The sequence below is a fragment of the Pseudomonas sp. BGI-2 genome (genome assembly GCF_004310295.1).
Taxonomy (GTDB): domain Bacteria; phylum Pseudomonadota; class Gammaproteobacteria; order Pseudomonadales; family Pseudomonadaceae; genus Aquipseudomonas.
Map to the genome: position 1 here is coordinate 31,939 of NZ_SISB01000040.1, position 18,973 is coordinate 50,911.

An 18,973-nucleotide genomic window follows, 5' to 3' on the forward strand; every position below is an offset into this window, starting at 1 on the left:
TGCGTGGGAATGCCTCAATGGACGCTCTGCGTCCGCTCTTGGGGACGCGGAGCGTCCCGGGCTGCATTCCCACGCAGAGCGTGGGAACGATCAGCCATTAGCGGTTCGTAGCAATCCAGATCAACAACCCTGCCTGAAACATCGCAAACGCCACCAGACACGTAATGGTAAAGCGCAGCCCGGCGTCTTCACGCTTGTACTTGCTGACCTTCTCTTCGTGCTTCTTCAGCTTCACTTCCTGCTCGGCCAGATTCTGCTCGGCCTGCTGAAGCATCTGCGCCGCTTCGAGGATCTCCACCAGTTGCAGCTTTTCAGTGTTCCAGTCACCTAGCAGGTCTTCGACCCGTACTTCTTTGACGCTGCCTTTCAAATGCTGGGCGTCGGCGTAGACCACCTCAAAACCGTGCGCCTTCAGAAAGTGATCGCGACGCAGGCGCGTGTCTTCGTTCAACGCATCTTTATTATTCAGATCGGTGCCGTCGACGGTGTAGCCGGGCCAGCGCTTTTTCGCCCAGGTGATCCCTTGGGTGGCCATGAACCGGCCGATGCCACGGTTCATCGGCTCAATCTGCAAGCCGCTTTCGGGCTCGAAATGCACACGTTTGGTGGTGTGATTGACCCACACGTCCAGATGATTCTGCTCTTTGCGCACGCGCTGGCCGGGCAGCTTGATGCTCATGCGCATCAGGCTGTGTTCCTTGCTGTTGCGGTCGGCGTAACCGAATTCGACAAAGCGCAGTGGCCGCCCACCGGTATTGCGGTCGGTTTGCAGCGGCGCCAGACGGAGCATCTTGTGGTGCTCGACGTGGACGTCCGCCCACGGCAGCTCGACCGCTGGCGGTGCGTCTTTTTCAGCGGTCGTGTCGGGTGAAGTCTGGTTATCAGTCATAACGGCGAGATCCTGTCCAAGCTCTGCTCGTCGCCAGCTATAGCGCTGGCGACAAAGGCTTATCGGCCGTTTTTTTCAAGACTGGAGGGGAACCCCTCTTAACTGGTGCGAAGTCCGTCAATAAATCCGAGGATTCGCGCGCCAAGTTCGGCGGCAAGTGGCAATTGCGGATCCTTATAAGAGGCCATTTGCCGTTTCACGTCGTTGGGCACGATGCGCAGGACGTGGTTCATGCCTTCGATCAGCGCCAGTTCGGCGTCCGGTTTGGCCGCCTTGAGCATCCTGGCATCACCGACGCCGACCTGGATATCGTTGCTGCCCTGAATAATCAGCGCAGGCATCTTCAATTTGGCGAACGCCGCCGCCGGGTCCTGGCGGAACAGCGAGATCAGGTAAGGCTGCACGCTCGGGCGGAAAATCACCTGCAACTGTGGCGGCACGTTGTCGTCGGTGTGACCGGCCTTGAGGCTGTCGAGCAGTTCATTGCTGCGCAGCATCAGTGGCGGTGGCAGGCGATTGCTCAATTGTTGACGCAACACCTCATCGATCGGCCGGGCGCTGCCGGACATGGAGATGACCGCTGCGGCATCGACGCTGGGCGCCGCGAGGCTGGCGATCAAGGCGCCTTCGCTGTGGCCCAAAAGGATCAGCGGGCCAAAACGCGGATCGCTTTTGAGCTTGCGGCCCCAGGCCTCGACGTCGGACACATAGGCCTCCACCGACAGATTGCGTTCGTCCGGCGTCGCCGCGAGGCTCGCCGCCACACCGCGTTTGTCATAACGCACGCTGGCGATGTTGTGTTTGGCCAGCACCCACGCCAGTCGCTTGAGGCTGTCGTTGCGTCCGCCGTCGGGGTTGTTTCCGTCACGATCCGTAGGACCGGAGCCGGAAATGATCAGGACAACCGGCACGGGTTTGTCTGATTTTGGCAGCAGTAAAGAGCCGAAAAGCTCCCCGGTGCCGGTATTCAACGTGATCGGGCGTTGCAGGACAGTGGCCTGTACAAAGCCGGTAAACAGGGTAAGGCTCAAGGCTATAACTCGCAGCATCATCACGCCATCATTCACAAAGATGCCGGTTGGACTCGCAGGCACCCATAAGGTTCGAGGATGAACTACTTGGGTAGCCTGCGTATACTGGCGCGCATTACGTATTCAGGTTCATTTCACGGAGCGTCCTGCATGTCCGGCAATACCTACGGCAAGCTGTTCACTGTCACCACCGCGGGCGAAAGCCATGGTCCGGCGTTGGTCGCCATTGTCGACGGCTGCCCGCCGGGGCTGGAGATTTCCCTGGAGGATCTGCAGCGCGATCTGGACCGCCGCAAGCCCGGTACCAGCCGCCACACCACGCAACGCCAGGAAGCCGACGAGGTCGAAATCCTCTCCGGCGTGTTCGAAGGTCGCACCACCGGTTGCTCCATCGGCCTGTTGATTCGCAACACCGACCAGAAGTCCAAGGACTACTCGGCGATCAAGGATCTGTTCCGCCCGGCCCACGCCGATTACACCTATCACCACAAATACGGCGAGCGCGATTACCGCGGTGGCGGACGCAGTTCCGCCCGTGAAACCGCCATGCGCGTGGCCGCCGGCGCGATTGCCAAGAAATACCTGGCCACCCAGGGCATCGTCATTCGCGGCTACATGAGCCAGCTCGGCCCGATCGAAATCCCGTTCAAGACCTGGGATTCGGTGGAAGAGAATGCATTCTTCAGCCCTGACCCGGACAAGGTGCCGGAGCTGGAAGCCTATATGGACCAGTTGCGCCGTGATCAGGATTCGGTCGGCGCGAAGATCACCGTCGTCGCCGAAGGCGTGATGCCAGGCCTCGGCGAGCCGATCTTCGACCGCCTCGACGCCGAACTGGCCCATGCGCTGATGAGCATCAACGCGGTCAAAGGCGTGGAAATCGGCGCCGGTTTCGCCAGTGTCGCCCAGCGCGGCACCGAACACCGCGACGAAATGACCCCGGAAGGCTTCCTCAGCAACAATGCGGGCGGCATTTTGGGCGGCATCTCGTCCGGTCAGCCGATCGTTGCGCACCTGGCCCTCAAGCCAACGTCGAGCATTACCACGCCAGGGCGCTCCATCGACATTCATGGCAACCCGGTGGAAGTGGTCACCAAGGGCCGTCACGACCCGTGTGTCGGCATCCGCGCCACGCCGATCGCCGAAGCGATGATGGCCATTGTGCTGATGGATCACCTGTTGCGTCATCGCGGGCAGAATGCCGACGTGCGCGTGAGCACGCCGGTGCTGGGTCAGCTTTAATGGCTGACCTTAATGCCGCTGCGGTCTGACCACGTGGCGGCGCTCCCGTACTGGCGGCTTTCCAGTTTCTATCTGTTCTATTTCGCCTTGCTCGGTTCGACAGCGCCGTTTCTGGCGCTGTACTTCGATCACCTGGGCTTTTCCAGCGCGCGCATCGGCGAGTTGGTGGCGATCCCGATGCTGATGCGTTGCGTGGCGCCGAACATCTGGGGCTGGCTCGGCGACTACACCGGCCGACGCCTGGCCATCGTGCGCTTCGGTGCCGTCTGCACGTTGCTGACGTTTTCGCTGATTTTCGTCAGCAAGACCTACGCCTGGCTGGCGATGGTCATGGCCTTGCATGCGTTCTTCTGGCATGCGGTATTGCCGCAGTTCGAAGTCATTACCCTGGCGCACTTGAAAGGGCAGACGTCGCGCTACAGTCAGATCCGCCTCTGGGGTTCCATCGGTTTCATCATCACGGTGGTCGCGCTCGGCCGGATGTTCGAATGGCTGAGCCTCGACATTTATCCGGTGGCGCTTGTACTGATCATGGCCGGCATTGTCGTCAGCAGCCTGTGGGTGCCGAACGCTCAACCGGTTCAGGGTGAGCGAATTGCCGGAGACGGATTTCTCAGGCAGTTACGCAATCCCGGGGTGTTGGCGTTTTACGGCTGCGTGGCGCTGATGCAAGTGAGCCACGGGCCTTATTACACCTTCTTGACGCTGCACCTTGAGCGGCTCGGTTACAGTCGAGGCGTGATCGGCATGCTCTGGGCGGTCGGCGTGGTCGCCGAAGTCCTGATGTTCCTGGCCATGAGCAAAATCCTCGCACGCTTCTCGGTGCGTCGGGTGCTGCTGGCGAGTTTCCTGCTGGCAGCCGTGCGCTGGTTGCTGCTGGGTTCGTTGGCCGAGTTCCTCTGGGTGCTGCTGTTTGCCCAGGTGCTGCACGCCGCAACATTTGGCAGCTTTCACGCCGCTGCCATCCAATTCGTGCAACGTAGCTTCGGTGCGCGTCAGCAAGGGCAGGGCCAGGCGCTTTACGCCGCACTGGCCGGCACCGGCGGCGCATTGGGCGCGTTGTATTCCGGCTACAGCTGGAACGCCCTCGGGGCCACGTTCACCTTTAGTATCGCAAGCCTCGCAGCCCTGGCGGCTGCCGTTATCATTGCCACACGTATGCAAGAGGACAGGCCATGAGCCTCACCCGCGAACACCTCGCCCAGGAAATCATCGACGCCGGGCGTTTTTTGTATGGCCGTGGCTGGTCGCCGGCCACCAGCAGCAATTACTCGACCCGCCTGTCGCCGACCGAAGCGCTGCTGACCGTGTCCGGCAAGCACAAAGGCCAGTTGGGTCTTGATGATGTGCTGGCTACCGACTTGTCGGGCAACAGCCTGGAACCGGGCAAAAAACCGTCCGCCGAAACCCTGCTGCACACCCAGCTCTACAGTTGGCGTCCGGAGATAGGCGCAGTGCTGCACACCCATTCGGTGAACGCCACGGTGCTGTCGCGCCTGACGCCCGAAGATTTCATCGAGTTCGAAGACTACGAACTGCAAAAGGCCTTCACTGGCGTCTCGACCCACGAATCCCGGGTGCGCGTGCCGATTTTCGACAACGATCAGGACATTGCGCGTCTCGCCGCCAAGGTGCAGCCTTGGCTTGAAGCCCATCCCGATTGCGTCGGCTACCTGATTCGCGGCCACGGCCTCTACACTTGGGGCGCGCGGATGAGCGACGCGCTACGGCAGATCGAGGCGTTTGAATTTTTGTTCGAGTGCGAGTTGAAGATGCGCTCACTCTTGAACCATAAAGCATGAACCGTTAAGGAGTTGCCCTGATGAGCAGCCTGTCCGTTTACCACGTCTCAAGCCCTGACATTCCGAACAAGGTGCTGACCCATTTCGAAGACATCGCCTCGACCCTGGCCGAGCAGGGCGTGCGTTTCGACCGCTGGCAAGCCACGGCGAAAATTCAGCCCGGCGCCAGCCAGGAAGAAGTGATCGCCGCGTACCAGGCGCAGATCGACAAGCTGATGACCGAACGCGGCTACATCACCGTCGACGTCATCAGCCTCAACAGCGACCACCCGCAAAAGGCCGAACTGCGCGCCAAGTTCCTCGACGAACACCGTCATGGCGAAGACGAAGTACGATTTTTCGTCGCCGGCCGTGGGCTGTTCACCCTTCACATCGACGATTACGTCTACGCCGTGCTGTGCGAGAAGAACGATCTGATCTCGGTGCCGGCCGGCACGCCGCATTGGTTCGACATGGGCGAGCATCCGCATTTCGTCGCGATCCGTCTGTTCAACAACCCTGAAGGCTGGGTGGCCAAGTTCACCGGCGAAGACATCGCCAACCGCTTCCCGCGTCTTGAGGACTGACCCGATGCCAATCAAAGCGATTCTCACCGACATCGAAGGCACCACCAGCGCGGTGAGTTTTGTGTTCGACGTGCTGTTCCCGTACGCCGCCAAACACCTGCCGGACTTTGTTCGCCAGCACGCCGAGCGCGCGGATGTGGCCGAGCAACTGGCCGCCGTGCGCCGCGACAGCAACGAGCCGGGTGCTGACGTTGAGCGGGTGATCGAGATCCTGCTGGGCTGGATCGCCGAAGACCGCAAGGCCACGCCGTTGAAAGCGTTACAAGGCATGGTCTGGGAGCAGGGCTATCACGCCGGGCAGTTGAAAGGCCACGTTTACCCGGATGCCGTTGAAGCGCTCAAGCGCTGGCACCAGGACGGTTTCAAACTGTTTGTTTATTCCTCGGGCTCGATCCAGGCACAAAAACTGATCTTCGGCTGCTCGGAGGCGGGGGATTTGTCGCCGCTGTTCAGCGGCTACTTCGACACCACGTCGGGGCCCAAGCGTGAAGCGCAGTCTTACGAGCGCATCGCACAGGCCATCGGGGTGGAGGCTGCGCAGATTGTGTTTCTGTCCGACATCGTCGAAGAACTGGACGCGGCGCGCGCGGCCGGCATGGCAACGTGCGGCCTGGCCCGAGAGGGCGGGGAGTTGGCGGGGCATGTGACTGTCGACAGTTTTGCGCGGATTGATCCCTCCACTTTCTAAGCTACTACGCCCATACCCTGTAGGAGCGAAGCTTGCTCGCGAAGGCGGCGTGTCAGACGATAGAAATGTTGATTGACACGCCGCCTTCGCGAGCAAGCTTCGCTCCTACAAAGACTCGGTGAAGGCTCATAAACAAAACAGGCCGTGGAGCGAAAGCTCTCACGGCCTGTTTGGTTTGCAGCGTATTTACTTACACAACCGCAAGGTTCACGCCGAATGATAGGTCGGCAGGGCAAACCGTTGCTGGCTTTGCAGCATGGAGATCTGCGGCAGTTCGCTGGCCTGTTCGGCCAGGTCACGGCGAATCGCACTGATGACCCACGACAGTTGATCGCCGGCATGCAATTGCTGGTAGGAAATCGAACGCTTGAACACTTTGCCTTCGGTGCTGCGCAGGGTCAGCAGAATGCCACCGTCAGGACGCGATTGGGTGTTCACTTCGAAGTTGGAGAACAGGGAGGTAAATTTTTCTTGGATCAGGCTCATGTCTATCAGCTCCGTTAGCACTTGATTGGCAAGCATGGAGAGGTAGTTGCAGTGATTGTGCCAGTACCTTGTTTTTTTAAAGTCGTTATAAATCAGCAGGTTATATTAACGGTGATTTTTCGATTTCGTGCAATCTGCATGAATGGCCATCGTGCATCCTGCATTTTGCGTGGTCGGCCACGATTCGATTGAACCAATCACACCCGCTGAGGATCGCGATCTCGAGCGCTCGGGGCGCGGATACAAAACATTTCAAAAACCGCGTGTACAGCTCAAGAACCGCTGACGTATTTTCGGACCCATAGACCGCCGCCCGACAATAAAAAGATCGAACGGGAGCAAGCATGAGCGACACAATCACCTGGGGCATGATGCTCCGTAAACTGCCTTCCATTGCCAAAGCCATTCCTCGCGTGGTGAAGGGCATGAAAGTCGCCAACGTCAAGGATCCGACTCAAGCGTGTGGCCTCGGCTGGACCTTCGAACAAGCGACTTTGCGCAATCCCGATGGCCCGGCGTTGCTGCAGGGTGATGTGGCGCTGAGTTATTCACAGGTGAACCAGTGGGCCAATCGCCTTGCCCATCACCTGATCGCCGAAGGCATCCGCAAGGGTGATGTGGTGGCGGTTTTTCTTGAGAACCGTCCGGAACTGCTGGTAACGATATTGGCCGTGGCCAAGGTCGGCGCGATCAGCGCCTTGCTCAATACCTCGCAAACCCGCGAGACCCTGGCCCACAGCCTGAACCTGGTGGCGCCTGCGGGGATCATTGTTGGCGAAGAACTGGTCCCGGCGTTCAGCGCGGTCCGCGAACGGGTGTCGATCGAGCCGGCACGCACCTGGTACGTTGCCGATCAAGACACTTACCTTCGTCCCGGCAACGCGCCCGACGGTTTTATCAACCTGATGAGCGCCAGCGCCCAAGCGTCCAGTGAGAATCCGGCCAGAAGCCAGCAGATTTTTTTCGACGATCCTTGTTTCTATATCTACACCTCAGGCACCACCGGATTGCCCAAGGCGGGTGTCTTCAAACACGGTCGCTGGATGCGCAGCTCGGCGAGTTTCGGCCAGATCGCCCTGAATATGCAGCCGCAGGATGTCGTCTATTGCACCTTGCCGCTCTACCACGCCACTGGGCTCTGCGTTTGTTGGGGGTCGGCGATCAGCGGCGCCGCAGGATTCGCCATCCGCCGCAAGTTCAGCGCCAGCCAGTTCTGGAATGACGTGCGCAAATACCAGGCGACTACCCTCGGCTACGTCGGCGAATTATGCCGCTACCTGGTGGATCAACCGCCCACGGCCGACGACAGTAAACACCGCGTGACCAAGATGATCGGCAATGGCCTGCGTCCCGGCGCCTGGCGCGAGTTCAAGACGCGCTTTGCGGTTGATCACATCTGCGAGCTGTACGCCGCCAGCGACGGCAACATCGGGTTCACCAACATCCTCAACTTCGACAACACCATCGGTTTTTCCCTGATGGCCTGGGAGCTGGTGGCCTACGACCACGACAGCGGCCTGCCGATGCGTGATGCCAAAGGTTTCATGCGCAAAGTCGCCAAGGGCGAGCAGGGCCTGTTGTTGGCGAGAATCGACGACAAGGCGCCACTGGACGGTTACACCGATCCGCAGAAGACCGAAAAAGTCGTGGTCCACGACGTGTTCACCAAGGGCGACCGTTACTTCAATACGGGCGATCTGCTGCGCAACATTGGTTTTGGTCATGCCCAGTTTGTTGATCGATTGGGTGACACCTACCGCTGGAAGGGTGAAAACGTCTCGACCACCGAGGTAGAGAACATTCTGCTGCAACACCCGAATATTTCTGAAGCCGTGGCGTACGGCGTCGAAATCCAGAACACCAACGGGCGTGCCGGCATGGCCGCGATCACGCCGGCGGAATCCTTGGCGACGCTGGACTTCAGCGAGTTACTGGCCTTTGCTCGCCAGCAAATGCCCGCGTATGCGGTGCCGCTTTTCCTGCGGGTAAAAGTGAAAATGGAAACCACCGGGACCTTCAAATACCAGAAGACCCGGCTCAAGGACGAAGCCTTCGACCCCGGCAAAACTGGCGACGACCCGATCTACGCCTGGCTGCCCGGCACCCAGACTTACGTGCAAGTCACCGATCAGGTCTTGGCGGATATTCACGGCGGCAAGTACCGCTATTGAATGTGGCTATGGCGGCTCTTGAGAAAAAAGAAGTGACAGCCTCGGGGCTGCTCGGGAAACTGTCGGCTTTCCCGAATGACAGAAAGTGGAGTTCCCGATGTCAGACCAAAGCCGCCAGATGACCCCCGAAGAAGCCGCTGAATTTGCCGAACAGGTATTCAACAAAGCGCGCGAGGGCGATGCGGCCATGATGGCTGCGTTGCTGACCAAAGGCCTGCCGCCGAACCTGCGTAACCACAAGGGCGACACCTTGCTGATGCTCGCTGCCTACCACGGCCATGTGGAGACGGTAAAAGTGCTGCTGGAACACAAGGCCGACCCGGAAATCCGCAACGACAACGGCCAGAGCCCGATTGCCGGCGCCGCGTTCAAGGGCGACCTGGCGGTGGTCCAGGCGTTGGTCGAAGGTGGGGCGCAAGTGGAAGGTTCGTCCTTCGATGGTCGTACGGCGCTGATGATGGCGGCGATGTTCAACCGCGTCGAAATCGTCGACTACCTGATCAGCAAAGGCGCCGATCCGAAAGCCAAGGATGCCAATGGCGTTACCGCGCTGGATGCTGCGAAGACCTTGGGCGCTGTCGATACCACTGCGCAATTAGAGAAATTGCTGGCGTAACCCTGTAGGAGCGAGCGGTGCGGCGATCCGACTTGCCCGCGAAGGCGTAGTGTCATTCACGTTGATGTTGACTGACACTACGCCTTCGCGGGCAAGCCTCGCTCCTACAAAAAGAATTTTTTTGGCAAATTACGCTATCCTTCGCGCCCTCAAAATTCACTCGCTACAGGATCCGTCCCATGAAAGCCGCACTCGTCGAACTCATCAGTAAAATCAGCTCCGGGTGCATGAGCGATGACGAGATCCTGAAAGTCGCTGATGAAGCGGCAGCGGCCTACGCCGATCCCGAGGCTTTTCTGACAGCCAATCCGGATATCAACTACGACGACTCCTTCCCGATTCCACTGGGCGAGTGGGTCGTGGTCGGCAGTCTGCCGGAAACCGTGCTGTTCCAGGCCGACACTTACGTAGACCTGTTCGCCCAGATCGTCGCCTCGTTCGGCCCCGGCGTTGATTTCAACATCAAACCCAAGCAACTGGCCAAAACCGAAGCCCTGACTGCGCTCAATCGGATTCAGGTGCAGATGGGCAGCATGAACAAGGAAAACGGCGGTTACACGCTGATAAACTTTAGCCAGTTGCTCGACGACGAACTGCAAGTGGTGCTGGTCTACGGCAACGACGTACCGCGCGTGCTGGAGTTGTGCGCCGAGGTGGGTATCACCGCCGCGCCATCGCTCGAAGCCCTCAAAATTGCAGTCCACGTTTAAAAAGCGGAACCCTCGCAAGGCCCGGCTATCCTAAGAGTGCACACCACTCTTAGGGAGCGACACCATGGGTTCCACGTTCAACGGTCTGATTGGCCTGATTATTCTTGCCTTGGATATCTGGGCAATCATCAACGTGCTGAAAAGTGGCGCCAGTACAGGGATGAAAATCATCTGGGTGCTGCTGATCCTGCTGCTGCCGGTCCTGGGCCTGATCATCTGGGCCATCGCCGGGCCACGGGGTAATGTCCGAATCTGATACCAACACCGGCCCTCTGTAGGAGCGAGGCTTGCCCGCGAAGAACGATTACACGGTTTAACAGAAAGATCGAGTTATCGTTCTTCGCGGGCAAGCCTCGCTCCTACAAGGGATTGTGTCGACTCATCAAGTGAGGTTCGACCTGTCATCTTCCGCAACGTAGAATGCGCGCCTTTCCCGGTTAATCGAGCCGCTCGATTGGCCATCATGGGCGGGTAACCGTCCGTTGCCACCGCATTTATCGGAGCACTTCCCATGAGCAACATCACCACCAGCGACTACCTGGAAACCCTCTACGAAGGCTACGGCCAGCGTTTTCGCATGGAAAAACTGCTGCACGAAGTGCGCACCGAACACCAGCATCTGGTGATTTTTGAAAACCCGCGCATGGGCCGGGTCATGGCACTGGACGGCGTGATCCAGACCACCGAAGCGGACGAATTCATCTACCACGAGATGCTCACCCACGTGCCGATCCTGGCGCACGGCACAGCAAAGCGCGTGCTGATCATCGGTGGCGGCGACGGCGGCATGCTGCGTGAAGTGGCCAAGCACCGCAGCATCGAGCACATCACCATGGTCGAGATCGACGGCACCGTGGTCGAGATGTGCAAGGAATTCCTGCCGAACCACTCCAAGGGTGCGTTCGATGATCCACGCCTGAACCTGGTGATCGACGACGGCATGCGTTTCGTCGCCACGACCACCGAAAAATTCGACGTGATCATTTCCGACTCCACCGACCCGATCGGTCCGGGTGAAGTGCTGTTCTCGGAAAACTTCTATCAGGCCTGCCGTCGCTGCCTGAACGAAGGCGGCATCCTGGTGACCCAGAATGGCACCCCGTTCATGCAGATCGAAGAAGTCAAAACCACCGCCGGGCGCCTGCGCAGCCTGTTCCCGGATTGGCACTTCTATCAGGCCGCCGTGCCAACCTACATCGGTGGCTCGATGACCTTTGCCTGGGGCGCGACCAACACCGCCTATCGCAAGTTGTCCCGTGAAACCTTGCAGCAACGCTTCGCCGGCAGCGGCATCATCACCCGCTACTACAACCCGGAAATCCACATCGGCGCCTTCGCCTTGCCGCAATACGTGCTGCAAGCGGTGAACAAGCCAAGCAACGACTAAACTAATGATGTACGCATAACCCCCTTGTAGGAGCGAAGCTTGCTCCGGGCGGCGTTCCGACGAAAGCGGTGTGTCAGGCTATACATATGTCGACAGATACACCGCTTTCGCGAGCAAGCTTCGCTCCTACAGGTTTCTGTGTTTTTTTCATGCTTGTGTGGCGTAATCCGTGGGAACGATCAGTCAGGCCAAAAGTCCAGATGGTTGTAAGCCCATTTGCGGGTTTGTTCGAGGAGGCACTGATGCAAAAGTGGAAAATCACTTTCGTGGATGATCACGGTGAACAAGTTGACGAGGTGTTCGAAAGCGATGAATGCCCGGACAACGAGCAGGCCGCAAAACTCATCAAGGCCCGGCTCCTTCCTGTCGCCGCCGAACTGGATCTGAATGATCTGGAAGGGCGAACCACTGATGCGACCGTCAAAAGTCTCAAGACCCAGAACAGCATACAAATCCTCGGCATCACGCCAATCTGAATATCTCCTGTCTCAATCCTATCCAGGCCTTGGCAGCGCCTCTGTCTTGGGGCTACTCTGCAATCGAGATCAGCGAACGGATCGCTAAGGTCTGGTCTTGTCAGCTACATGCTTGCTTCCCACCGGCAATGTTGTTGCCGCATCGCTCGCACCAATCGGTTGCGAGCGCCGGGAATACGGAAAGTCTATCCATCAATTTGAGGGGGACGTTTCATGAGCACAGCCTATCAAGAAGACATCAGCAGCAGCGTGCTGCGCCGCATGAAAGAAGGCGGTTTCGACTTTTCACGATTCCATCCCATCGAGTTCTACGCCATTTTCCCGGACGAGGAGCGGGCACGCAGGGCTGCGGGGCAATACAAAGGTGAATCGTTGAACGCGCAAATCAGTGTGCGCGATGACGGCGCATGGGCGCTTGAACTGAGCAAAGTCATGTACGCCACCTATGATGATATCGGCGATTTCGAGCAAGACTTCGAGGCGGTGGTCGAGCCTCTGGGCGGCATCATCGAAGGATGGGGCGTCAAGCAGGAGGTACGAGGGCTACTCGCATAAACATATGAACAGTGACAACACTCAGCAACGGCTGACCTTAGGGTTGGCCGTTTTCGTTTGTGGCGATCAGAAAAGCCCCCTCGGCAAAACCCTGAAACAAGAATCCGGCGCAAAAAAAAACCGCCTGAGCAGGCGGCTAAAGGGAAGTTCGGTCAGGTTTTGCAGCGGATGCGCGGATTATCCGCATCGACCCCCGGGCAGTGAAATCAACTCTGACTATGCTGGTGATAGGCGACAACGTCGCCTTGCAATGAAGCGGGGGCGATCAGCGTGGGGCGTTTGCTGCACAGGATTGGTGCGGTGCAAACGGCTTCATTATCCAACTGATTGATAACAAAGCGTTTCTGCCGATGGCACGGGCCTTGCGAAGCCTAGATGTCCGGGTGACAAGGAGTACGGCATGATCCGCACCTATTTTGATGAAATGTACGATGCCGGCGGCCAAGTCCGCCCGCATTATCGGGAGTTTGCCCGTTGGCTGGCCGAGACGCCTGACGAGCTATTGGCACAACGGCGACGCGAGGCCGATCTGTTATTTCATCGCGCCGGGATTACCTTCACGCTCTACGGTGATGAGCAGGGGACAGAGCGCCTGATTCCCTTCGACACCATCCCGCGCAGCATTCCCTCCAGTGAATGGCGGATCGTCGAGCGTGGCTGTATCCAGCGGGTCAAGGCGTTGAACATGTTCCTCGCCGACCTCTACCACGAGCAGCGCATCATCAAGGCCGGCATCATCCCGGCCGAGCAAGTGCTGGCCAACGAGCAATACCAATTGGCGATGCAAGGGCTCGATCTGCACCGCGAAATCTACTCGCACATCTCCGGCGTCGATCTGGTGCGCGATGGCGACGGCACGTACTACGTGCTCGAAGACAACCTGCGTACACCCAGCGGCGTGAGCTACATGCTCGAAGACCGCAAGATGATGATGCGGTTGTTTCCCGAGTTGTTCTCGGCCCAGCGCATCGCACCGATTGATCACTATCCGAACCTGCTGCTCGACACCCTGAAAAGCTCCAGCCCGATCGATAACCCGAGCGTGGTGGTGCTGACGCCGGGTCGCTTCAACAGCGCGTTTTTCGAGCATGCCTTTCTGGCGCGGGAGATGGGCGTTGAGCTGGTGGAGGGCGCGGACCTGTTCGTGCGTGACGACAAGGTGTTCATGCGCACCACGGACGGGCCGAAAGCGGTCGACGTGATCTACCGTCGCCTCGACGATGCGTTTCTCGATCCGCTGGCGTTCAACCCGGACTCGATGCTTGGCGTTCCAGGGCTGCTGTCGTCTTATCGCTCCGGCAACGTGGTGCTGGCGAATGCCATCGGCACCGGGGTCGCGGACGACAAATCGGTGTATCCGTTTGTCACGGACATGATCCGTTTCTACCTGGACGAAGAACCGATCCTGAAGAATGTGCCGACGTTCCAGTGTCGCAATCCTTCTGAACTGTCCCATGTGCTGGCCAATCTTCCAGACCTGGTGGTCAAGGAAACCCAGGGCTCCGGCGGTTACGGAATGCTGGTGGGGCCTGCGGCGACGGCGGCGGAAATCGAGTCTTTCCGCGCGCGAATCAAGGCCAAGCCTCACGCGTACATCGCGCAACCGACGTTGTCCCTGTCGACCTGTCCGACCTTTGTCGAAAACGGCATCGCGCCACGCCATATCGACCTGCGTCCGTTTGTATTGTCTGGCCGCGAAACCCGGGTTGTGCCCGGCGGTTTGACCCGTGTCGCCCTGCGTGAAGGCTCCCTGGTGGTGAATTCCTCCCAGGGCGGCGGAACCAAGGACACCTGGGTGGTCGAGGATTGAAGGAAGCTTGCCATGTTAAGTAGAACTGCCTCGGATTTGTATTGGATGTCGCGTTACCTGGAGCGGGCGGAAAACCTCGCACGGATGCTCGACATCAGTTATTCGCTGTCGCTGATGCCGCAGGATGGTCGCGGTGACGGCCTGCACGAACTCGCCATGCCGCTGCTGATCACCGGCACTCTGGACGATTACCTGGAGCGCCATGGTGACTTGCACGCCGAACGGCTGCTGCATTTCTTTGCCCTGGACGCGGCCAACCCGGCGAGCATCTACAGCTGCCTCGGCTCGGCGCGGGCCAGTGCTCATGCGGTGCGTGGGCGAATCACCGCCGACATGTGGGAAAACATCAACGCCACGTGGCTGGAAATTCGCGGTATCGCCGAACAGGGCTTGAGTCGCTACGGCATGAGCCGTTTTTGCGAGTGGATCAAGGAACGTTCCCACCTGTTTCGTGGCGCGTCCTACGGCACGATCATGCGTAACGATGCGTTCCGCTTCATTCGTCTGGGGACGTTTATCGAGCGGGCCGACAACACGTTGCGCCTGCTCGACGCCCGCTACGAAATGGCCGGCGATCAGGCCGAAGCGGTCAGCGATGGCACGGCTCACGCGTATTACCAGTGGAGTGCTCTGCTTCGGGCGTTGTCCTCTTTCGAGGCCTACACCGAGATCTACCGCGACGCACCCGGCGCCCGGCATGTGGCCGAGTTGCTGTTGCTGCGCGCCGATGTGCCACGTTCCCTGCGTGCCTGCACCGAAGAAATCGACCAGATCCTTGCCCAACTGCCAGGGGCCAATGGCCGTCCTGCGCAACGTCTGGCGGCGGAGATGGACGCGCGCCTGCGCTACACGGGCATCAACGAAATTCTCGACGAAGGCCTGCACGCCTGGCTGACCGAATTCATCCCGCTGGTGCGCCAGTTGGGTAACGCCATTCACAGTTCCTACCTGGAGGCTGCATGAGACTTTCCATTAGCCACGAAACCACCTATCACTACGAAGATCAGGTGCGGGCGAGCATCCAGTACTTGCGACTGACACCCCACGACAGCGAGCGTCAGCATGTGCTCAGCTGGCAACTCGACCTGCCGCGTCCGGTGCGCGCGCAACTCGATCCGTTCGGCAACATCCTGCACGTGCTGACCATGGACGAACCGCACGAGGCGATCATCATCGGCGCCCGTGGCCAGGTGGACATCGACGAACTGCGCGAAGCCGAGCATGAGAGCCAGTCGGCGTTGCCGTTCCTGCGCTTCACGCGCCTGACCGAAGCTGACGAAGCTTTGCGTGCGTTCGCCGAGAAGGAATGCAAAAAACGCCGGGATCGTACGGCGTTGATCGACTTGATGCATGGCCTGAATTCGCACATGACCTACACGCCGGGCTCCACCGAGGTGGATACCAGCGCCGCCCAGGCCTTCGCCGGGCGTTCCGGCGTCTGTCAGGACCACACCCATGCGTTCCTCGCCTGTGCCCGCAGCCTCGGCATTCCGTCGCGTTACGTGTCGGGGTATTTGTACAGCGAAAACAGCGAACACCTGGCCAGTCATGCGTGGGCCGAAGCCTGGCTCGATGACGCGTGGTACAGCTTCGATGTGACCAATGAACTGGCCCGGCCGGAGCGACATTTGAAATTGGCGGTGGGCCTGGATTACCTGGATGCCTGCCCGGTTCGCGGGATACGTCGGGGCGGCGGGTGTGAGCAGATGCATGCGAAAGTGTTTGTGTCGCCAACGCCGATGCCGGCACCGGTCATCTCCGTCCAGCAACAATAATCCGCAACACCACATCCCCCCTGTAGGAGCGAGGCTTGCCCGCGAAGAACGATAACGCGGTCCTTCAGTTAGACCGCATCGCCTTCTTCGCGGGCAAGCCTCGCTCCTACAAGGGGGAATGGGGTCAGGGCTTAACCTTGCGCCCCGCCATATGCTTCAAATACCCCACCAGCATTTCCAGTTCCCCATCCGGCAACACCGTCGCCGTAAACCCCGGCATCTTCGCCTGAGGCCATTGCCGCAAACTCTGCGGATCTCGAATGTAGCGCTTCAGGAAATCCGCCCCAAAGTACTCGGTCGGATTAAATGGAATGTTCAAATCCGGCCCGAACTGCGCATCTCCGGCACCATTGAGTCGGTGACAGGCCAGGCAATTCTTCTGAAACAAGGCAAAGCCTTTATTAACCGGATCGTCGGCCTTCAAGGCAGGATCGGGCAGCAGTGCAGGGAAGCGCTCGGCGACTGGCGCCATGCGCTTGATACTCGCCACTTGAAACGGCCATTGCTCAGGGCTGATGTTGCCGGCTTGCGGATCGACCCACACCAGATAAAACGGCCCGGCACCTGGTTTGTCTTCCGATAACGCGGGCCACGGTTTGGCCGGGTCTTCAATCGCCAACCACGCGCGCGCGCCCTTGGCGTTCAGCAACGGCGCCGCCGACAATTCCGCGGCAAACCCGTCCAAAGCCACGGCTTGCAGATGATCTTCAGGCTTGATGTCGGTCAACAACGCCGCCAACGGAACTGCGCGATAACTCATGCTCCGCTTGTAGGAAACGTCCTCGCTGATGGTGATGGTCTGGACCTGAGGGTGCTTGAGCAACTCCTCGGTCTGCCAGGTGCGACTGCCCGCGCCCAACTCGAGGTTCAGCTGTGCGGCATACAGGGGCGTGCTGAGCAGCAAGGCCCCGAACAGAATGAGCGTTTTCAAATGATCGCCGTCCATGTCGTGGAAGTGCCGCAAAGGTTGGCACACCCACGCTGGCCCGGGTAGCGAGCCAGTCACATTTTTAAGAGGGCAATATAAAAACCTGGCGCCGTTTTATTTGAAGACCGACTAGCCGATCACCTTGGTCAGGTTCGGCAAAATCAACAACAGCGTAGTGGCGAAAAGAATGAGCCCGGCTTGACGTACTTTCGAATGCTTGAACATGGCTTGACCGCCTTTTTTGTTATTTCCTGATGCCTGCCTGCATATCTCCATGACGACAGAGCGTTGAACTTCCTGTAAGACGAGTGCCTCGGCAAAACCCGACGACAACTTCGTACATCTTCACCTTAGAGCCCGCGTCACGCTTGGTTTAGATCCATTTCGTATGGTTCGCTTACTTAAAGCTTTTAAAAAGGCATGAGGCTTATTGCCAGCTTCTTGGGCGCCCGTTGACTAGACAGCTTGGTGACGTGAAACGGTTAATCCGGGCGCGAACGACCGTCCGTCTGAGCGTGTCCGTCAACGCCAGTGAGCACTGCGGTCATTGAATCCACGGCGGCTCGGCCTAAGGTGGAAGCTCAGTATTTCGCCCAGGTTCGAGGACGTCATGACCCAAGCTTTGATTTTCGACGCGTTACGCACGCCCCGTGGCAAAGGCAAGGGCGATGGCGCCCTGCACAGCGTCAAACCGGTGAATCTGGTGGCCGGGTTGTTCACGGCGTTGCAGCAGCGCACGTCGCTGGATACCAGTCAGGTCGATGACGTGGTGCTCGGCTGTGTCACGCCGATCGGTGATCAGGGCTCCGATATCGCCAAGACCGCGGCACAAGTCGCCGATTGGGACGTCAGCGTGTCCGGCGTGCAGATCAATCGATTCTGCGCCTCGGGGCTTGAAGCCGTGAACCTCGGTGCGATGAAAGTCCGCTCCGGCTTCGAAGACCTGGTGGTGGTCGGCGGCGTCGAGTCCATGTCCCGCGTGCCCATGGGCAGCGATGGCGGCGCTTGGGCGCTGGACCCGGAAACCAATCTGCACAGTCATTTCACCCCGCAAGGCGTCGGCGCCGACCTGATCGCCACGATTGAAGGCTTCAGCCGCCAAGACGTCGATGCCTACGCATTGCATTCCCAGCAAAAGGCAGCGCGGGCGCGGGCGAACGGCTCGTTCAACAAGTCGCTGGTGCCGGTGCAGGATCAGAACGGCATTATCCTGCTCGATCACGATGAGTTCATCCGCGCCGAATCGACTCTGGAAGGCCTCGGCAAACTCAAGCCAAGTTTCGAGATGATGGGGCTGATGGGTTTTGACGCCACCGCGTTGCGCGTTTACAGCCAGGTGGAGCGGATCAATCACGTTCACACCCCGGGCAACAGCTCCGGCATCGTCGATGGCGCCGCCCTGATGCTGATTGGCTCCGAGGCCAAAGGCCGGGCGTTGGGTTTGCAGCCACGGGCGCGAATTGTCGCCACCGCCGTTACCAGCACCGATCCGACCATCATGCTCACCGGCCCGGCGCCGGCCACCCGCAAAGCACTGGCCAAGGCCGGGCTGCGGGTCGAAGACATCGACCTGTTTGAAGTCAACGAAGCCTTCGCTTCGGTGGTGCTGAAATTCATCAAGGACATGGCCATCGACCCGGACAAAGTCAACGTCAACGGCGGTTCCATCGCCATGGGCCACCCGCTGGGCGCCACCGGCTGCGCGATTCTCGGCACGCTGCTCGATGAACTGGAAACCCGGCGCCTGCGCTATGGCCTCGCGACCCTGTGTGTCGGCGGCGGCATGGGCATTGCCACCATCATCGAACGCCTCTGAGCCCCGACCTTAAGGAACAAGTGAC

At 59.3% G+C, this 18,973-nt stretch carries 20 protein-coding genes; 16 read left to right on the top strand and 4 right to left on the bottom strand.

All coding sequences use genetic code 11. The annotated features are described in order from the left end of the window. Positions 1-97: 97 nt before the first annotated feature. On the bottom strand, positions 98-889 hold the full coding sequence (locus EYC95_RS23480; RefSeq protein WP_131062443.1) for a hypothetical protein: 792 nt from the start codon (positions 887-889) through the stop codon (positions 98-100). A gap of 98 nt (positions 890-987) precedes the next feature. Then, positions 988-1,941 carry an alpha/beta hydrolase gene (locus EYC95_RS23485; RefSeq protein ID WP_131062444.1) on the bottom strand — a complete coding sequence of 318 codons (954 nt, stop codon included), beginning with the start codon at positions 1,939-1,941 and terminating at the stop codon, positions 988-990. 129 nt (positions 1,942-2,070) lie between these two features. Between EYC95_RS23485 and aroC the strand changes: the two genes are divergently transcribed. Genes aroC through mtnC form a run of 5 tightly spaced genes read left to right on the top strand, consistent with a single transcriptional unit; the run spans position 2,071 to position 6,218 of the window. Continuing rightward, positions 2,071-3,162 (top strand): chorismate synthase, encoded by a 1,092-nt coding sequence (gene aroC / locus EYC95_RS23490; protein WP_131062445.1) that lies wholly within the window; start codon positions 2,071-2,073, stop codon positions 3,160-3,162. 12 nt (positions 3,163-3,174) lie between these two features. After that, on the top strand, positions 3,175-4,341 hold the full coding sequence (locus EYC95_RS23495) for an MFS transporter (protein WP_165557499.1): 1,167 nt from the start codon (positions 3,175-3,177) through the stop codon (positions 4,339-4,341). Beyond that, positions 4,338-4,964, top strand: coding sequence for a methylthioribulose 1-phosphate dehydratase (locus tag EYC95_RS23500; RefSeq protein ID WP_131062446.1), 627 nt, complete (start codon positions 4,338-4,340; stop codon positions 4,962-4,964). Before EYC95_RS23495 ends, EYC95_RS23500 begins: the two co-directional genes overlap by 4 nt. Before the next feature lie 20 nt (positions 4,965-4,984). After that, complete coding sequence (locus EYC95_RS23505) at positions 4,985-5,530, top strand: acireductone dioxygenase (RefSeq protein ID WP_131062447.1); 546 nt, start codon at positions 4,985-4,987, stop codon at positions 5,528-5,530. Between the two features lie 4 nt (positions 5,531-5,534). Beyond that, positions 5,535-6,218 (top strand): acireductone synthase, encoded by a 684-nt coding sequence (mtnC, locus tag EYC95_RS23510; protein WP_131062448.1) that lies wholly within the window; start codon positions 5,535-5,537, stop codon positions 6,216-6,218. 207 nt (positions 6,219-6,425) lie between these two features. On the opposite strand, the gene EYC95_RS23515 is transcribed toward mtnC, so the two are convergent. Next, positions 6,426-6,704 carry a DUF3509 domain-containing protein gene (locus EYC95_RS23515; protein WP_131062449.1) on the bottom strand — a complete coding sequence of 93 codons (279 nt, stop codon included), beginning with the start codon at positions 6,702-6,704 and terminating at the stop codon, positions 6,426-6,428. Positions 6,705-7,048: 344 nt separating this feature from the next. Between EYC95_RS23515 and EYC95_RS23520 the strand changes: the two genes are divergently transcribed. The 10 genes from EYC95_RS23520 to EYC95_RS23565 all read left to right on the top strand — a co-directional run bounded on the left by EYC95_RS23520 (position 7,049) and on the right by EYC95_RS23565 (position 16,204). Then, entirely contained in the window at positions 7,049-8,875 is a 1,827-nt protein-coding gene (locus EYC95_RS23520) for a long-chain-acyl-CoA synthetase (RefSeq protein ID WP_131062450.1), read from the top strand. 97 nt (positions 8,876-8,972) lie between these two features. Then, on the top strand, positions 8,973-9,491 hold the full coding sequence (locus EYC95_RS23525; RefSeq protein ID WP_131062451.1) for an ankyrin repeat domain-containing protein: 519 nt from the start codon (positions 8,973-8,975) through the stop codon (positions 9,489-9,491). A 179-nt stretch (positions 9,492-9,670) separates the two neighbouring features. Continuing rightward, positions 9,671-10,201, top strand: coding sequence for a hypothetical protein (locus tag EYC95_RS23530; RefSeq protein ID WP_131062452.1), 531 nt, complete (start codon positions 9,671-9,673; stop codon positions 10,199-10,201). Positions 10,202-10,265: 64 nt separating this feature from the next. Further along, a complete protein-coding gene (locus tag EYC95_RS23535) occupies positions 10,266-10,457 on the top strand; it encodes a PLDc N-terminal domain-containing protein (RefSeq protein ID WP_131062453.1) in 192 nt (63 codons plus the stop codon). A gap of 255 nt (positions 10,458-10,712) precedes the next feature. Further along, positions 10,713-11,588, top strand: coding sequence for a polyamine aminopropyltransferase (gene speE, locus EYC95_RS23540; RefSeq protein ID WP_131062454.1), 876 nt, complete (start codon positions 10,713-10,715; stop codon positions 11,586-11,588). A gap of 242 nt (positions 11,589-11,830) precedes the next feature. Continuing rightward, on the top strand, positions 11,831-12,064 hold the full coding sequence (locus EYC95_RS23545) for a hypothetical protein (RefSeq protein WP_131062455.1): 234 nt from the start codon (positions 11,831-11,833) through the stop codon (positions 12,062-12,064). A 213-nt stretch (positions 12,065-12,277) separates the two neighbouring features. Beyond that, a complete protein-coding gene (locus EYC95_RS23550; RefSeq protein ID WP_131062456.1) occupies positions 12,278-12,619 on the top strand; it encodes a ribonuclease E inhibitor RraB in 342 nt (113 codons plus the stop codon). A 400-nt stretch (positions 12,620-13,019) separates the two neighbouring features. Continuing rightward, complete coding sequence (locus EYC95_RS23555; protein ID WP_131062457.1) at positions 13,020-14,429, top strand: circularly permuted type 2 ATP-grasp protein; 1,410 nt, start codon at positions 13,020-13,022, stop codon at positions 14,427-14,429. A 12-nt stretch (positions 14,430-14,441) separates the two neighbouring features. Then, a complete protein-coding gene (locus EYC95_RS23560) occupies positions 14,442-15,392 on the top strand; it encodes an alpha-E domain-containing protein (protein ID WP_131062458.1) in 951 nt (316 codons plus the stop codon). Further along, on the top strand, positions 15,389-16,204 hold the full coding sequence (locus EYC95_RS23565) for a transglutaminase family protein (RefSeq protein WP_131062459.1): 816 nt from the start codon (positions 15,389-15,391) through the stop codon (positions 16,202-16,204). The genes EYC95_RS23560 and EYC95_RS23565 overlap by 4 nt, the downstream gene beginning before the upstream one ends. Before the next feature lie 124 nt (positions 16,205-16,328). Here the strand turns inward: EYC95_RS23565 and EYC95_RS23570 are convergent, their stop codons facing one another. Beyond that, a complete protein-coding gene (locus EYC95_RS23570; protein WP_131062473.1) occupies positions 16,329-17,150 on the bottom strand; it encodes a cytochrome c in 822 nt (273 codons plus the stop codon). A 592-nt stretch (positions 17,151-17,742) separates the two neighbouring features. Between EYC95_RS23570 and EYC95_RS23575 the strand changes: the two genes are divergently transcribed. Then, positions 17,743-18,948, top strand: a complete 1,206-nt coding sequence (locus EYC95_RS23575) for an acetyl-CoA C-acetyltransferase (RefSeq protein ID WP_131062460.1) — start codon at positions 17,743-17,745, stop codon at positions 18,946-18,948. Positions 18,949-18,973: the final 25 nt, after the last annotated feature.

What these genes read in the sequence shown, in the direction of transcription:
- EYC95_RS23480 (WP_131062443.1), bottom strand. Translation starts at nt 889, where the DNA reads ATGACTGATAACCAGACTTCACCCGACACGACCGCTGAAAAAGACGCA.
- EYC95_RS23485 (WP_131062444.1), bottom strand. Translation starts at nt 1,941, where the DNA reads ATGATGCTGCGAGTTATAGCCTTGAGCCTTACCCTGTTTACCGGCTTT.
- aroC (WP_131062445.1), top strand. Translation starts at nt 2,071, where the DNA reads ATGTCCGGCAATACCTACGGCAAGCTGTTCACTGTCACCACCGCGGGC.
- EYC95_RS23495 (WP_165557499.1), top strand. Translation starts at nt 3,175, where the DNA reads ATGCCGCTGCGGTCTGACCACGTGGCGGCGCTCCCGTACTGGCGGCTT.
- EYC95_RS23500 (WP_131062446.1), top strand. Translation starts at nt 4,338, where the DNA reads ATGAGCCTCACCCGCGAACACCTCGCCCAGGAAATCATCGACGCCGGG.
- EYC95_RS23505 (WP_131062447.1), top strand. Translation starts at nt 4,985, where the DNA reads ATGAGCAGCCTGTCCGTTTACCACGTCTCAAGCCCTGACATTCCGAAC.
- mtnC (WP_131062448.1), top strand. Translation starts at nt 5,535, where the DNA reads ATGCCAATCAAAGCGATTCTCACCGACATCGAAGGCACCACCAGCGCG.
- EYC95_RS23515 (WP_131062449.1), bottom strand. Translation starts at nt 6,704, where the DNA reads ATGAGCCTGATCCAAGAAAAATTTACCTCCCTGTTCTCCAACTTCGAA.
- EYC95_RS23520 (WP_131062450.1), top strand. Translation starts at nt 7,049, where the DNA reads ATGAGCGACACAATCACCTGGGGCATGATGCTCCGTAAACTGCCTTCC.
- EYC95_RS23525 (WP_131062451.1), top strand. Translation starts at nt 8,973, where the DNA reads ATGTCAGACCAAAGCCGCCAGATGACCCCCGAAGAAGCCGCTGAATTT.
- EYC95_RS23530 (WP_131062452.1), top strand. Translation starts at nt 9,671, where the DNA reads ATGAAAGCCGCACTCGTCGAACTCATCAGTAAAATCAGCTCCGGGTGC.
- EYC95_RS23535 (WP_131062453.1), top strand. Translation starts at nt 10,266, where the DNA reads ATGGGTTCCACGTTCAACGGTCTGATTGGCCTGATTATTCTTGCCTTG.
- speE (WP_131062454.1), top strand. Translation starts at nt 10,713, where the DNA reads ATGAGCAACATCACCACCAGCGACTACCTGGAAACCCTCTACGAAGGC.
- EYC95_RS23545 (WP_131062455.1), top strand. Translation starts at nt 11,831, where the DNA reads ATGCAAAAGTGGAAAATCACTTTCGTGGATGATCACGGTGAACAAGTT.
- EYC95_RS23550 (WP_131062456.1), top strand. Translation starts at nt 12,278, where the DNA reads ATGAGCACAGCCTATCAAGAAGACATCAGCAGCAGCGTGCTGCGCCGC.
- EYC95_RS23555 (WP_131062457.1), top strand. Translation starts at nt 13,020, where the DNA reads ATGATCCGCACCTATTTTGATGAAATGTACGATGCCGGCGGCCAAGTC.
- EYC95_RS23560 (WP_131062458.1), top strand. Translation starts at nt 14,442, where the DNA reads ATGTTAAGTAGAACTGCCTCGGATTTGTATTGGATGTCGCGTTACCTG.
- EYC95_RS23565 (WP_131062459.1), top strand. Translation starts at nt 15,389, where the DNA reads ATGAGACTTTCCATTAGCCACGAAACCACCTATCACTACGAAGATCAG.
- EYC95_RS23570 (WP_131062473.1), bottom strand. Translation starts at nt 17,150, where the DNA reads ATGGACGGCGATCATTTGAAAACGCTCATTCTGTTCGGGGCCTTGCTG.
- EYC95_RS23575 (WP_131062460.1), top strand. Translation starts at nt 17,743, where the DNA reads ATGACCCAAGCTTTGATTTTCGACGCGTTACGCACGCCCCGTGGCAAA.